Source organism: Mesorhizobium sp. P2_D5, assembly GCF_056404355.1.
The window spans coordinates 28,515-42,332 of the sequence record NZ_JBFUEE010000010.1 but is presented as its reverse complement, the minus strand read 5'-3'; the positions used below and the strand labels follow the sequence as shown (position 1 = coordinate 42,332).

At 60.3% G+C, this 13,818-nt stretch carries 12 protein-coding genes and 1 pseudogene; 10 read left to right on the top strand and 3 right to left on the bottom strand.

Going from position 1 to position 13,818, the window contains the following annotated elements:
• Positions 1-46: 46 nt before the first annotated feature.
• The 3 genes from sdhA to sdhC are packed head-to-tail and all read right to left on the bottom strand — an operon-like array spanning position 47 to position 2,648.
• Positions 47-1,840 carry a succinate dehydrogenase flavoprotein subunit gene (sdhA, locus tag AC1DYW_RS30210; RefSeq protein WP_477228645.1) on the bottom strand — a complete coding sequence of 598 codons (1,794 nt, stop codon included), beginning with the start codon at positions 1,838-1,840 and terminating at the stop codon, positions 47-49.
• Between the two features lie 11 nt (positions 1,841-1,851).
• Positions 1,852-2,244, bottom strand: a complete 393-nt coding sequence (gene sdhD / locus AC1DYW_RS30205; protein ID WP_477228644.1) for a succinate dehydrogenase, hydrophobic membrane anchor protein — start codon at positions 2,242-2,244, stop codon at positions 1,852-1,854.
• Positions 2,241-2,648, bottom strand: a complete 408-nt coding sequence (gene sdhC, locus AC1DYW_RS30200) for a succinate dehydrogenase, cytochrome b556 subunit (protein WP_477228643.1) — start codon at positions 2,646-2,648, stop codon at positions 2,241-2,243. The genes sdhD and sdhC overlap by 4 nt, the downstream gene beginning before the upstream one ends.
• Before the next feature lie 233 nt (positions 2,649-2,881).
• Between sdhC and AC1DYW_RS30195 the strand changes: the two genes are divergently transcribed.
• The 10 genes and pseudogenes from AC1DYW_RS30195 to AC1DYW_RS30150 all read left to right on the top strand — a co-directional run bounded on the left by AC1DYW_RS30195 (position 2,882) and on the right by AC1DYW_RS30150 (position 13,675).
• Positions 2,882-3,196, top strand: coding sequence for a helix-turn-helix domain-containing protein (locus tag AC1DYW_RS30195; RefSeq protein WP_477228642.1), 315 nt, complete (start codon positions 2,882-2,884; stop codon positions 3,194-3,196).
• Positions 3,193-5,208: a hydrogenase 4 subunit B gene (gene hyfB / locus AC1DYW_RS30190; protein ID WP_477228641.1), complete on the top strand. Its 2,016-nt coding sequence runs from the start codon at positions 3,193-3,195 to the stop codon at positions 5,206-5,208. Before AC1DYW_RS30195 ends, hyfB begins: the two co-directional genes overlap by 4 nt.
• Complete coding sequence (locus tag AC1DYW_RS30185) at positions 5,199-6,155, top strand: respiratory chain complex I subunit 1 family protein (RefSeq protein ID WP_477228640.1); 957 nt, start codon at positions 5,199-5,201, stop codon at positions 6,153-6,155. The genes hyfB and AC1DYW_RS30185 overlap by 10 nt, the downstream gene beginning before the upstream one ends.
• Positions 6,155-6,817, top strand: a complete 663-nt coding sequence (locus AC1DYW_RS30180; protein ID WP_477228639.1) for a hydrogenase-4 component E — start codon at positions 6,155-6,157, stop codon at positions 6,815-6,817. Before AC1DYW_RS30185 ends, AC1DYW_RS30180 begins: the two co-directional genes overlap by 1 nt.
• Positions 6,814-8,265: a hydrogenase 4 subunit F gene (locus AC1DYW_RS30175; RefSeq protein ID WP_477228638.1), complete on the top strand. Its 1,452-nt coding sequence runs from the start codon at positions 6,814-6,816 to the stop codon at positions 8,263-8,265. Before AC1DYW_RS30180 ends, AC1DYW_RS30175 begins: the two co-directional genes overlap by 4 nt.
• A 5-nt stretch (positions 8,266-8,270) precedes the next feature.
• Positions 8,271-9,803 carry a hydrogenase large subunit gene (locus AC1DYW_RS30170; RefSeq protein WP_477228637.1) on the top strand — a complete coding sequence of 511 codons (1,533 nt, stop codon included), beginning with the start codon at positions 8,271-8,273 and terminating at the stop codon, positions 9,801-9,803.
• Positions 9,804-9,813: 10 nt separating this feature from the next.
• On the top strand, positions 9,814-10,353 hold the full coding sequence (locus tag AC1DYW_RS30165; RefSeq protein ID WP_477228636.1) for an NADH-quinone oxidoreductase subunit B family protein: 540 nt from the start codon (positions 9,814-9,816) through the stop codon (positions 10,351-10,353).
• A 5-nt stretch (positions 10,354-10,358) separates the two neighbouring features.
• Positions 10,359-10,850 (top strand): hypothetical protein, encoded by a 492-nt coding sequence (locus tag AC1DYW_RS30160; RefSeq protein ID WP_477228635.1) that lies wholly within the window; start codon positions 10,359-10,361, stop codon positions 10,848-10,850.
• Positions 10,851-10,870: 20 nt separating this feature from the next.
• Positions 10,871-12,061, top strand: a complete 1,191-nt coding sequence (locus AC1DYW_RS30155; RefSeq protein WP_477228634.1) for a recombinase family protein — start codon at positions 10,871-10,873, stop codon at positions 12,059-12,061.
• Between the two features lie 461 nt (positions 12,062-12,522).
• A pseudogene (locus AC1DYW_RS30150) lies at positions 12,523-13,675 on the top strand (IS30 family transposase).
• Positions 13,676-13,818: the final 143 nt, after the last annotated feature.

The following is a 13,818-nucleotide window of genomic DNA, read 5'->3' as shown; positions in this document are numbered from 1 at the left end:
TCTCTTCCTTTGAAAACCCGTCATGCACCGCGACAGATATTGCCCATCAGTAGACGCGGGTTTTGGGTTCGATGTATGCGATGTCCGCTGTGAGGGTATATGCGTGGACAGGGCGATAATTCAGGCTGACATGGCCCTCGCCGTCGCTCCTGGCCAACGTGTGGGTCATCCAGTTTTTGTCATCCCTCTCGGGGAAGTCTTCGCGTGCATGAGCGCCACGGCTTTCGGTGCGCGCGAGAGCGGAATCGACAAGTGTTGTTGCCTGGAGAAGAAGGTTTTCGAGCTCAAGCGTCTCGACCAAGTCGGAATTCCAGATCATTGAGCGATCTGAAACGCGCAGGTCGGACAGGCCGTCCCACACCTCCCTCAGTTTTTCCTTGCCTTCTTGCAGGATCTCAGCCGTGCGAAACACGGTGGCATAGCTCTGCATGGTTTGCTGCATCCTGGCTCTCAGGCGAGGCGTCGGCGTGCCACCCTTGGCATTGCGCAACTTGTCGAAGCGGTCGAGGGTGGCTTCGCCTGCGTTGGATGGCAGCGCCGGCTGCGCGGCGCCAGGCACGAGGAGTTCGGCGCAGCGCAGTGCGGCAGCACGCCCAAAGACCACAATGTCGAGGAGCGAATTGCAGCCGAGCCGGTTGGCGCCGTGGACGGACACGCACGCCGCCTCACCGACGGCCATGAGACCGGCTACAATGGCGTCCGGATTGCCGTCGGCTCCGCTGATCGCTTCGCCGTGGTAATTTGCGGGAATGCCGCCCATGCAATAGTGGGCGGTCGGCAGGACCGGTATCGGCTCGCGCGTCACGTCGACCCCGGAAAAGATTTTGGCCGACTCCGATATGCCGGGGAGGCGCTCGTGCAGCATCGCGGGGTCGAGATGATCAAGGTGCAGATAGATATGATCTTTATTCGGCCCGACGCCCCGCCCCTCCCGAATTTCGACCGTCATTGCTCGAGAGACAACATCGCGGGAGGCGAGATCCCGGGCAGATGGCGCGTACCGCTCCATGAAGCGCTCGCCTTCTGAATTGACCAAATAGCCGCCCTCGCCACGCGCACCCTCCGTAATCAGGCAGCCCGCCCCGTAAATGCCGGTCGGATGAAACTGCATGAACTCCATGTCCTGGAGCGGCAAGCCGGCACGCAGAACCATGCCACCGCCGTCGCCCGTGCAGGTGTGGGCGGATGTGCAGGAATAATAGATCCTGCCGTAGCCTCCAGTCGCCAGGATGACTGTCTGCGCACGGAATCTGTGCAGCGACCCGTCGTCTAGAGACCAAGCGACGACGCCACGGCATTCACCATCCACCATGATGAGATCGAGAACGAAATACTCGATGAAGAACTGAGCGCCGAAACGCAGGGCCTGCCCATGGAGCGTATGAATCAGGGCGTGCCCGGTGCGATCTGCCGCGGCACAAGCCCTTGGCACGGGGCGCTCGCCAAAGTTGCTCATGTGGCCGCCGAAAGGACGCTGATAGATTTTCCCGTCCTCGGTACGCGAGAACGGCATGCCGGCGTGTTCCAGCTCCATGACCGTCGGAACAGCCTGGCGGCACATGTATTCTATGGCGTCTTGATCGCCCAGCCAGTCCGACCCCTTGACCGTGTCGTACATGTGCCATTGCCAGCTATCGTCGCCAAGATTGCCAAGGCTGGCTGCAATACCGCCCTGAGCCGCGACGGTATGACTGCGGGTCGGAAATACCTTGGTGATGCATGCCGTCTTTAGACCGGCTTCGACAGCGCCTTGCGTGGCGCGCAAACCAGCGCCACCGGCGCCAACGACGATCACGTCATAGGTATGGTCGGTAAACGTGTAAGCATTTGAAGGGCCCATTACATTCTCATTCACATAAATTGCGGGCTGAGGCTGATCTTCAACACCGCATAGAGGCACGTGACAGCGATCGTTGTCGAAAAGAGAATGTTGAGAATGAGCATAACAAATTTAATGCCCGGCCCATGCACGTAATCCTCGATGATCGACTGCATGCCCAGGCACATGTGCCAGACGCCGGAAAGAACGAGCAGCAAAAGTGGAATCGCCACCAACGGGTTAGCTATCGAGCTTCGGGCGGTTGCATAGTCTGCCTCGATGCGCGTCAACAACAACGCAATGAGGAAAAGCACGAGTGGCACGTTGGCCACCGCCGTCAAGCGCTGAACCCAGAAATGACCAGTACCGGCACCAGCCGACCCTGACCCGCGCACACGTTTCATCGGCGTTTGCATATTGGTCATGTCGCTCCCCCAATCAGGTGGCCCGCCACCCAGATCGCAGCGGTAAATGAGAGCGAGCCTATGAGGGTTGCGCGCGCCATGAAGTTTGCCGCTGGCACATCAAACCCCTTCCCCATGTCCCAGACAAAGTGCCGAAGGCCACCCAACAAGTGGTGAAGAAGCGCCCAGACATATCCAAGCAGGACGATCTCTCCGGCTGGGGAGCCGATGAAGGACCGAAAAGTGGCGTAAGCCTCCGGACTCCACGATGCCGCAACCAACCACCAGGTCAGCAAGAGCGTACCTAGATAAAGAGCGATCCCCGTGAGCCGATGAAGGATGGACATCGTCATGGTCATCGTCAGCCGGTAGATCCGCAAATGCGGTGCAAGAGGCCTTCGCGTCAGGCGCACGGTCGGCTTCATCCCATGTCTCTTCCAATCGAACCAGCTCGGACGGAAGCCCCGAAATGGCTACGCCAAGGCCCGTAGGCTCCGTGCATGCACCCTGGAACTGAGCACACTACGACAGACGGCATATCGAGATAACATCTATCAATATCGATATCCTACATATCAGTTATTGACCCTAGCACATTTTAATATATGCTGCAACGTGTAGAGATCATATCCTAAAGCTGACAAGGAGGATGCGACACGTGATAACTGCTCCACAGTTGCGCGCCGCGAGGGCGCTCCTTGGCATCGAGCAGCGCAAGCTTGCCGAATTGTCCGGCCTTTCAGTGCCGACAATTCAACGTATGGAGGCCAGCGAGTGGATGATCCGGGGCAATGTCGATTCCCTCGTGAAGTTGATTGGGGCGCTTGAACTCGCCGGCGTCGAACTGATTGCGGACGGCGCGCCAAGCCAGATCGGCGGGCGAGGTGTGCGGCTGAAGGCTGACTTCAATCCAGCCAAGATTTCCGGCACCGGCAATTCGGAAACCAAACTGAGCTTGGGGAATGTGGCGTGATCCCAAATGCCGCGGTTCTTCTATGGGGCGTCGCCGCGCTTTTAGGAACTGTCTTGCTCGCCATTTCTGCCAGTCGCCGCAACGCGGCAACGCGCCTGATTTATGGCGCAACACTTGGCATCTCAGCCATCTTGTTGGAGCTTGTCCTAACCCACTTCGCAGCGGATCCGGGCGTGTCGGTTGTCACGCTGCCACTCGGATTGCCTTGGATTGGGGCTCACTTCCGTCTGGATGCGCTCTCGGCTTTTTTTCTCGTCGTTGTCAACCTAGGCGGTGCACTCGCCAGTCTTTATGGACTCGGTTACGGCCGTCATGAGGCTTCCCCGCACCGGGTACTGCCGTTCTTCCCCGCCTTCCTTGCAGGCATGAACCTTGTGGTGCTTGCAGATGACGCCTTCACGTTCCTGCTTTCCTGGGAATTCATGTCCCTGACCTCGTGGGCGCTGGTCATGGCGCACCATCGCGAAGAGGGTACGACGCGGGCGGGATACATTTATCTTGTCATGGCAAGCTTCGGCACGCTGGCGCTGCTTCTCGCCTTCGGTCTGCTTTCCGGCTCGAGTGGAAATTACGCATTCGAGGCGATGCGTGCAGCCGAGCCCACCCGGTTTGTCACGGGTGCCGTTCTGGCCCTCATGTTGCTCGGGGCAGGTTCCAAGGCCGGTCTCGTCCCGCTGCACGTCTGGCTTCCACTCGCTCATCCTGCAGCGCCAAGCCACGTATCTGCCCTCATGAGCGGCGTCATGACCAAGGTCGCCATCTACGGCTTCATACGCGTTATTTTCGACTTGCTCGGCGAACCGCCATGGTGGTCTGGCGTCGTCGTGCTTTCCCTCGGAGGCATGACTGCTGTTCTCGGGATCCTGTACGCGTTGATGGAAAAGGATCTCAAGCGGCTCCTTGCCTACAGCACAATCGAAAACATCGGCGTCATCTTCGTCAGTCTCGGCCTCGCACTCGCCTTCAAGGCGAACGCGATGCCGTCGGCCGCCGCGCTGGCGCTCACAGCCGCACTCTTCCACGTTCTCAACCATTCCTTTTTCAAGAGCCTGCTGTTTTTCGGGGCTGGCGCCGTACTGACAGCGACCGGCGAGCGCAACATGGAGAAACTGGGCGGTCTCATTCATCGCATGCCGCTGACCAGTTTCGTCTTTCTCGTCGGCTGCGTTTCGATCTCCGCGCTGCCGCCCTTCAATGGCTTCGTCTCCGAATGGCTGGCTTTCCAGGCGATACTGCAGAGCCCGGATCTGCCGCAATGGGGCCTGAAGGTCATGGTGCCCGCTGTTGGTGGCCTGCTGGCGCTGTCGGCGGCACTTGCCGCCGCCTGTTTCGTAAAGGCGTTTGGGATTACATTCCTCGGCCKGCCACGGACCTCGGTGGTGGAACACGCGCACGAAGTTGACCGCTACGCCCTGGCGGCAATGTTCATCCTCGCGGCCCTTTGCCTGCTGGCAGGAATTCTGCCGGGCGTCGTGATAGACGGCCTTTCGCCGGTGACGCTTTCGCTCATCGGCAATCGCATGCCGGTGCAGATGGCACAGCCCTGGCTGTCGATCGTGCCGATCGCCGAGAGCCGCAGCTCCTACAATGGCCTGCTGGTGTTCCTGTTCATCGCTGCTTCCTCATCGCTTGCCGCACTCGTCATCCACCGCTTCGCCTCACAGGCGCTGCGTCGTGGTCCCGCCTGGGGCTGTGGCTTCCCGGACGTAACGCCGGCCGCACAATACACGGCGGTGAGTTTCGCGCAGCCCATCCGCCGCGTCTTCGGTACGTTCGCCTTCCGAGCCACGGAAAACGTGGATATGCCGGCGCCCGGCGCTACCGGTCCGGCGCGCCTGACTGTCGAAGCCCACGATGTGATCTGGGAGGCGCTTTATCAGCCGATCGCCGGGATTCTCAGTTTTGCAACCGAGAAACTCAACCATCTGCAGTTCCTGACAATCCGGCGCTATCTGACCCTCGTCTTCCTCTACCTCGTCACCTTGCTTCTGGTGCTTGCGCTATGGCCCTGATCCTACAACTGGTTGTCCAGGGTGCGCAGATGATGCTGGTGCTTTTGCTGGCGCCGCTGCTGACCGGCTTCGTGCGCAAAGTGAAGGCGAGACTACTGCGGCGCCAAGGACCTTCCCTGATCCAGCCCTACCGCGATCTCCTGCGGCTTATGCGCAAGGAAGTCGTCCTGGCCGACAACGCATCCTGGCTGTTTCGCGTGACACCTTATCTGATCTTCGCCGCCACTTGGGTGGCTGCCGCGCTTATCCCGACATTCGCCACCGGCCTCACCTTCAGCTGGACCGCTGATCTCATCGCCATTGTTGCCTTGCTTGGAAGCGCGCGCTTCTTCCTGGCGCTGGCGGGGATGGATGTCGGCACGAGCTTTGGCGGCATCGGCGCAAGCCGCGAGGTGATGATCGCCTCACTGGCCGAGCCGGCCATGCTCTTGATCGTGTTCAGCCTGGCACTGGTCGCTGGAGCGACGCAACTCTCTACGGTCGCTGCTTTCATGAGTTCGTCCGATGTTGGCCTGCGGGCATCGCTCGGGATGTCCCTCATTGCTTTGGTCATCGTGGCGCTCGCCGAAAACGCTCGAGTACCCGTTGACAACCCGTCAACCCACCTGGAACTCACCATGGTTCACGAGGCGATGGTGCTGGAATATTCCGGTCGCCATCTGGCAATGATCGAGTTCGCCGCCTTCCTCAAGCTACTGCTCTATATGTCGCTTATTTCCTGCGTCTTTGTTCCCTGGGGTTTGGTGACCGACGGGGGCGGACCAAAGCCGTATCTACTGGGATTGGTCGCCTATATCGGCAAACTGGCCACGGGTGGCGTCCTTCTCGCCCTGTTTGAGACAGCCATCGCCAAGATGCGTGTATTCCGCGTCCCGGATTTCCTGGGCGCAGCACTGATGCTGGCCCTGCTCGGCACGCTCCTCCTGTTTGTATCGCGGAGCCTGTGATGCACGGCCTGATCTTTGACATCGCCCATTTGCTCGCAGCTGGCCTGGTCTTGATCAGTTTCATGATGCTCTATCAGGATCGCCTGTTTGCGCTGATCAACGTTTTCGCGCTTCACGCGGTCGTCCTTGCCCTTTCCGTGGCCTGGCAGGCCTATATTCAGGACGCCCACCATCTCTACATCACGGCGGCGATCGCCCTCGTGTTCAAGGGGATCATTATTCCCGTGGGCCTTCACCGCATCATTCAGCGCCTCGGTATTCATCGCGACATCGAGACAGCCGTCGGGATCGGCCCAACCATGCTTGCGGGAATAGGCCTAGTGACCCTGTCCATGGTGCTGATGCTCCGGATTACTCCCGAAGCCGACCCGCTGGCCCGCGAGGATCTGGCCTTCGCCCTGTCCATCATCCTGCTCGGCCTCCTCGTAATGGTGACCCGCAGGAATGCTGTCAGCCAGGTTGTCGGGTTCATGTCGCTGGAGAACGGCCTGGTCCTTGCCGCCACCGGCGCCAAGGGAATGCCGCTGGTTGTGGAAATCAGCGTCGCATTTTCCGTCCTGATTGCGTTCATCGTCATCGGAGTCTTCCTCTTCCGTATTCGCGAACGGTTCGACTCGGTCGATGTCGGCGCGCTCGACGACTACAGGGGAGAACGCCGTTGACCGGGTTTTCCTTCGACGCGGTGGCCGCCATCTTGCTGATACCACCCTCGGCTGCCGCACTCATGGCCGTGCTGCCTAACTATCGGGTAACGGCACGCCTGAATGTCGTCGCCAGCTTCCTGACCATGCTCGCCGCACTGTCGCTTCTTGTCATCGACCGGCCGCCGCCGGGGCAGTATCTGCTCGTCGACGATCTCAACATCGTCTTCATAGTGCTCAATACATTCGTTGGCTTCACGACGAGTGTATTCAGCGCCTCCTACATTGCGCATGAGCTGGATACCGGCCGGCTGACCGCAACCAACTTGCGGTTCTACCACGCCATGTACCAGATCATGATGTTCGGCATGAATCTCGCCTTCGTCTCGAACAATATCGGCTTGATGTGGGTGGCGGTGGAGCTTGCCACGCTGACCACTGTGCTGATGGTCGGCATCTATCGCACGCATGAAGCGCTGGAGGCGGCCTGGAAATATTTCATTCTGGGAAGCGTCGGCATTGCGCTTGCCCTCTTCGGCACCATCCTCGTCTACATGGCCGCGCAACCGGTCGTCGGCGAGGGTACGAACGCCATGGTGTGGACCGTGCTTATCGAAAACGCGGCACGTTTCGACCCGGCTTTGCTCAACGTCGCCTTCGTCTTCCTGCTGCTCGGCTACGGCACCAAGGTCGGCCTTGCCCCCTTGCATGCCTGGCTGCCTGACGCGCACGCGGAAGGCCCGACGCCGATTTCGGCGGTGCTGTCGGGCTTGCTGTTGAACGTCGCGCTCTATGCCGTGCTCCGGTTCAAGCTGCTGCTTGCCGCAAGCCCGCTGGCGATAGCGCCTGGGCCGCTGATGATCACCATGGGGCTAACTTCGCTCATTTTCGCAGGCTTCATGCTCTACCGCCGCCGCGATATCAAACGCCTGTTCGCATATTCCTCGATCGAACATATGGGCATCATCGTCTTCGCCTTCGGCATGGGCGGCCCGCTCGCCAACTTTGCAGGCTTGCTGCACATGGTGATGCACAGCCTGACCAAGTCGGCGATCTTTTTCGCAGTCGGTCACATCTCCCAGGTCAAGGGCACGCAAAAGATCGCTGATATCAGCGGCCTGACGGAAACTCATCCGGGCCTCGGGTGGGCTCTGGTCATCGGCGTCGTCGCCATAGCCGGCCTTCCGCCGATGGGCATTTTCATGAGCGAATTCCTGGTCGTGAGTTCGACATTCGCGAGACAGCCGCTCTTGGCGATCCCATTGGCATTCGGGCTTCTGCTCGCGTTCGGCGCCTTGCTGCTGCGGTTGACCGGAGTCGCTTTCGGTGAGCCGCGTGGCAGTCTCGCGCCAGTCGAGGCATCCTACGCGCCGCTATACGCTCATCTGAGCCTGGTACTGGTCGCTGGCGTCTATTTACCGCCGCCGCTGGTCACGTGGTTCCAGCACGTCGCAAACCTGCTGGGATGAAGCAGATGCCTAAGGAAAAACCTGTACCTGCGCTGATCGACGTCATCCTAGCTAGCGGCCGCGTCGAGCAGCACCTTCCTTGGGTGCGTGCCGTGGTGGCTCCGAAAATGTGGAACTTCGCAGCCGAGCAGCTGGCTGCAGGTCGCTGGACCCTGCTCGGCCTGTGGGGCGAGAGGGCTAGCGTGCACATGGCGCTTCTGGACAAGAATGCTCCCGAACCCGGCGTCCTCAGTCTGGAATGCCCAGGTGGCCGCTACCCATCGGTCGGCCAGTTGCATCCGCCCGCAATGCGCCTCGAACGCGCGGCCGCCGACCTGTTCGGTCTGTTGCCGCAGGGTGCACCTGATACGCGGCTGTGGCTCGATCATGGGCAATGGGGGTTTAGCAGTCCATTGGGCGCGCGTGGTCCAGCGTCAACAGCAGCTTCCTCATACCGGTTTCTTCCTGCCGAGGGCGAAAGCCTGCACGAGATAAGGGTTGGGCCTGTGCATGCAGGCATCATTGAACCCGGACATTTTCGATTTACGGCAAGTGGCGAAACGATCGTTCGGCTGGAGGAACGTCTCGGATACGCGCACAAGGGCATAGAAGACTTGATGGCAGGCTCTGATCTCGACCGTGCGGCCAAGCTGGCAGGCAGAACGTCGGGTGATAGCACCGTGGCGTATTCGTTCGCTTTTGCGCGCGCCGTCGAAGCGGCGTTGGCTGTCGAGGTTCCACAACGCGCCGTCTGGTTGCGCGCACTAATGGCCGAACTGGAGCGTCTGGCCAATCATCTGGGCGATATCGGCGCAATCTGCAACGACGCCGCTTTCTCCCTCATGCATGCCCACTGTGGCGTGCTGCGTGAGCGTGTCTTGCGCGCCAGCGATGCGGCCTTCGGCCACCGCCTGATGCGTGACCGCGTCGTGCCAGGCGGAGTAGCAAGCTATCTAAGCGATGACGGGATGACAGCAATTCGGTCTCTCATCGCAGAAATCGGGCAGCAGTTCCCTGCCCTGGTCGAACTTTACGACAACACTGCGTCACTACAGGACCGGACTGTCGGCTCTGGCCGGCTCAAGGTGGAACTCGCGCAACAGTATGGTGCGGGCGGCTATGTCGGCCGAGCCTCCGGTCGGGACTTCGATGTCCGGCGCGATCTCGCCTATCCTCCCTATGATGAGCTCGCTTTCGATGTGCCTCTCCTCCAGGAGGGCGACGTGAACGCCCGCGTCTGGATTCGCATCCATGAGGTCAAGCAGAGCTTATCTCTGGTCGAACAGATTCTGGAACGGCTGCCGCAAGGCCCGATCCGTGTCGACGTTGCTCAAACAAACGGTGCGCATGAAGGCATGGCGCTCGTCGAAGGTTTCCGCGGCGACATTCTGGCTTGGCTCCGTATCGCCGCAAACGGCACCRTTGAACGCTGTCACCTTCGCGATCCCTCTTGGTTTCAATGGCCGCTGCTCGAGGCCGCGATAGAGGGCAATATCGTCGCCGACTTTCCGCTCTGCAACAAGTCGTTCAACTGCTCCTATTCGGGCCACGACCTTTAAGGCTGCCGCTATGCGAATGCTCCTTCTAAAAGGCCTGTTTCAACCGCCGCTTACCGAGTCATCACCACCGGCAGGCGATGCGGCGATCAACGAACTCGCGCGCACTCTCGACAGAGCAGCACACAAACGGCTGGGCCGAAGCCTGTCCATCCGCGCGGTCGACGCCGGATCCTGCAATGGCTGCGAACTCGAAATGCACGCCTTGAGCAACGCCTTCTACGATATCGAGCGGTTCGGAATCCGCTTCGTTGCCTCGCCACGCCATGCGGATGTGCTGCTCGTAACCGGGCCGGTCACCAAAAATATGCGCGAGGCGTTGCATCGAACCTACGAGGCCACCCCCAATCCCAAATGGGTGGTCGCCATCGGCGACTGCGCCCTGAACGGCGGGTGTTTCGCCGGGAGTTATGCCGTGATGGGTGGGGTGTCTAAGGTGTTGCCGGTCGATCTGCACATTCCCGGTTGCCCACCACCCCCAATCGACATTCTACGAGGCTTAATCGCGTTGCTTGAGGGAGTGAACGTAAAGACAGGTGCTTCCAGAGGTTGAATGGCATGCTGCGGCTCTTTCAGGCTGGCATTTTCGCCGCATGCATCCAATGCATGGCCGCAGGGTTGGTAACCTTTGTCATCTTGCTGTCGGTACGACAGGTACCAATCGTTCTGGTACCTCCGGACGCCGGTGCTGACACCGAATCTGAATTCGACGCGCTCCTCCCCATTCTGCGGTGCATCTATCTCGCGATGGCCTTGGTGATAGCCCTGACCAACAATCCGGTTGTCTATTTCACGGCTGAGCGTATCCGCTTCGCGTCGTACTTGATGCGTCCGAGTGATCCGGATTATGCGACAAGGAGCCTGCTGACCCAGCTTACGCTAGCCTGGATCGGATTTGCCGTCTTGGCGCTTCGCCCGCCGCCGGCTCTATTGCTCGATGCCGTCTCCGATGGATGTGCCTGGGCCGCCTCAGTCACCTGGTCAGGCGTGATGAGCATCGCTGTGGCGGGTTTTGGCGCCAATGCCCAAGCGGCAAGGCGGGCGCTGTGAATACGCCAACGGACAATCCCATGGACGGCGCATCCCGTCTGCGAATATCCGATCATTTGACGCCCGAGGAGCAAGAAGGCGAAAGACCCACTCTCGTTGTCGCCACGCGCCGAGGGCTGCTTGGACGCTGCCCCGACTGCGGAAAAGGCCGGCTGTTTGCCTCATACTTGAAGCAGCTCTCGCGGGCGCTCACCGACTTTTCTCGGCTGGTCGAACTGTTCGAGGCGAACTGCGTCACCTTCGTATCCATTACTCGGAGCTTCAACACGACGACCTCCATCGGCAGACTGACTTTGAACATCCTGCTTTCCTTCGCCCAGTTCGAGCGCGAGGTGATCGGAGAGCGCATCAGGGACAAGTTTGCTGCATCAAGGCGAAAAGGCATGTGGATGGGCGGCAACGTCCCCCTCGGCTATCGGGTGGAGAACCGGAAGCTTCTGATCCATGATGAAGAGGCTGCCATTGTCCGCATGATCTTCGAGCGATTCCTACAAGTAGATTCCGCGACCATTTTGGCACGAACCCTGAAAGCGGAGGGCCTCAGGCGCACGAACGGGAAGGCCTTCGACAAAGGCCTGCTCTACAAGCTGCTCAGCAACCGGGTGTATATCTGCGACGCCGTGCACAAGGGCACGAGCTATCCCGGCGAGCACCAGCCGCTCATCTCGCAGGATCTCTGGGACAATGTCCGCTCGATCATCGCAGAGCCACCGCGCAAGCGTGCAGGGCACTGCCGCAGGCAGACGCCGGCATTGCTCAGAGGCTTGATCTACGCACCCAATGGTTATGCCATGACCCCGGCACACACGCGTAAGAAGGGCCGCCTCTACCGCTACTACGTCACCACCAGCGTGCAAAAGCTCGGGCCGGAAACCTGCTCGGTAAGGCGCCTGCCTGCCGGCGAGGTCGAGGCCGCAGTCATCGATCAGGTCCGCGTCCTGCTCCGGTCGCCCGAGATAATTGTGAAGACTTGGGCGGCCGCCCGCAACAACAGCGACGAGATCAGCGAGACCGAGGTGCGCGACGCCCTGGTTCAGTTCGATGCTCTTTGGGAGGAACTTTTTCCCGCCGAGCAGGCGCGCATCATCCACTTAATCGTCGAGCGCATCGACGTCGATGTAGACGGCATTTCCATTTGCCTGCGCACCGAGGGCATAGCCAGTGTCATCGCCGAGCTTCGGCAACGACCGAACCTGGATAGGGCTGCCTGATGAGCAATCGCGAGATCAGCCGCGACGGCACCTTGCTGAGACCGTCTCCATCCCATTGGCGATCCGAAAGCGCGGTGGCCGCAAACTTGTCGTGTCCCCGCCTGGAGCAGAGCCTTGGGCACCGTCGCGACCGCACATCGACAACACGCTGCTGAGAGCTCTCGTCCAGGCATTCCACTGGCAGCATGAGCTGGAGTCGGGGAAACACGCTACGATCAGCGAACTCGCTGCGGCTGAGAAACTCGACCGGTCGTTCGTCTCCCACATGCTTCGACTGACGCTCTTGGCGCCGGACCTGGTTGAGGCAATCCTCGACGGGCGACAGCCTCGGACGATGCAATTGCAACCGCAGGTACGCGGGTTTCCCGTTGAGTGGGAGCTGTCCGCGTTGCGATGGCAGCAATGCGCCGGTGGGTTCAACCGGTCGTCGCAACACCTTTAATCTGAGAGGATGGGGAGGTGTGACGTCACGGGTTTGGTTTACGTCAGAACAGAAGGCCGAGCTCTGGGAGCGATGGAAGCAAGGCCAGAGCATTTCGTCGATCTCGCGGGCACTGGAGCGGCGGAACAAGACCGGCGTTCAGCGGATTGTATCCTTACACGGCGGTATTGCTCCGTCAGCAAGGCGTAGGGCGGCTCGGCGCTCGGGCTGGCGGAGCGCGAAGAGATCTCTCGCGGGATTGCGGCAGGTCTCGCAATACGCGCTATTGCACGAAGTCTGGGGCGCTCCCCATCAACGATATGTCGGGAAATCTCTCGCAATGGCGGTGCACAAACGTATCGCGCAACCCGGGCCGACAAGCAGGCTTGGCAGCGAGCGCTGCGCCCGAAGCAGTGTCGCCTGGCGCGCTCTGGACGGCTACGGTGGCGGGTGGCGCAAAAGCTGGTGCTGCAATGGTCGCCGGAGCAGATTGCGGGCTGGCTGAGGCGAGCGTACCCAGGCGATCCAAGCATGCGGATATCTCATGAAGCGATCTATCGCAGCCTATTCATCCAGTCGCGAGGGGTGCTCAAGAAGGAACTGACAGCGCATCTGCGCACCAAACGACAGATGCGCCTCGGCAAAGGTGCACAGAGCCGAACGGGGCAAGGTCAAATCCTCGATATGGTCTCCATCCGCGAGCGTCCCGCAGAGGCGGAGGATCGTGCCATCCCAGGCCATTGGGAGGGTGATCTGCTCACCGGAGCGAACGACACAAACATCGTCACCCTCGTCGAGCGACACAGCCGGTTCACGATGCTTGTGAAGTTGGCGAGAAGGGACTCGGCGACCGTCGTGGCGGCTCTCGCCGAGAAGATCGGCACTTTGCCCCAAGAGCTGCGGCGCTCGTTGACATGGGACCAGGGCAAGGAGATGGCTCGTCATAAGAGCTTCACCGTCGCAACCGATCTCCAGGTCTACTTCTGCGACCCGCGCAGTCCCTGGCAACGCGGCAGCAACGAAAATACCAACGGTCTGCTCAGGCAGTACTTCCCGAGAACAACCAACTTCTCGCAGGTCTCGCAGGCCCAACTCGACGGCGTCGCCCTGCGGCTCAATCAGCGCCCCCGAAAAACCCTGGACTTCGAAACGCCCGCCGATAGGCTACAGAAGGTGTTGCAGTGACCGGTTGAACCCACCGCCCAATTTCGGTCATTCCATAGGCTATCGCCGTCCACCAAAAGCCGACATCGGTTGTCCAAGCACTAACGGCTACTTCGCGCCAGAAACGGACATGCGGGCCGCCCAGCACCGGAGGTCTATTTTAGCTAATTTT

What these genes read in the sequence shown, in the direction of transcription:
- AC1DYW_RS30155 (WP_477228634.1), top strand. Translation starts at nt 10,871, where the DNA reads ATGGACGGCGCATCCCGTCTGCGAATATCCGATCATTTGACGCCCGAG.
- sdhC (WP_477228643.1), bottom strand. Translation starts at nt 2,648, where the DNA reads ATGAAGCCGACCGTGCGCCTGACGCGAAGGCCTCTTGCACCGCATTTG.
- AC1DYW_RS30160 (WP_477228635.1), top strand. Translation starts at nt 10,359, where the DNA reads ATGCTGCGGCTCTTTCAGGCTGGCATTTTCGCCGCATGCATCCAATGC.
- AC1DYW_RS30185 (WP_477228640.1), top strand. Translation starts at nt 5,199, where the DNA reads ATGGCCCTGATCCTACAACTGGTTGTCCAGGGTGCGCAGATGATGCTG.
- AC1DYW_RS30180 (WP_477228639.1), top strand. Translation starts at nt 6,155, where the DNA reads ATGCACGGCCTGATCTTTGACATCGCCCATTTGCTCGCAGCTGGCCTG.
- AC1DYW_RS30165 (WP_477228636.1), top strand. Translation starts at nt 9,814, where the DNA reads ATGCGAATGCTCCTTCTAAAAGGCCTGTTTCAACCGCCGCTTACCGAG.
- sdhD (WP_477228644.1), bottom strand. Translation starts at nt 2,244, where the DNA reads ATGACCAATATGCAAACGCCGATGAAACGTGTGCGCGGGTCAGGGTCG.
- sdhA (WP_477228645.1), bottom strand. Translation starts at nt 1,840, where the DNA reads ATGGGCCCTTCAAATGCTTACACGTTTACCGACCATACCTATGACGTG.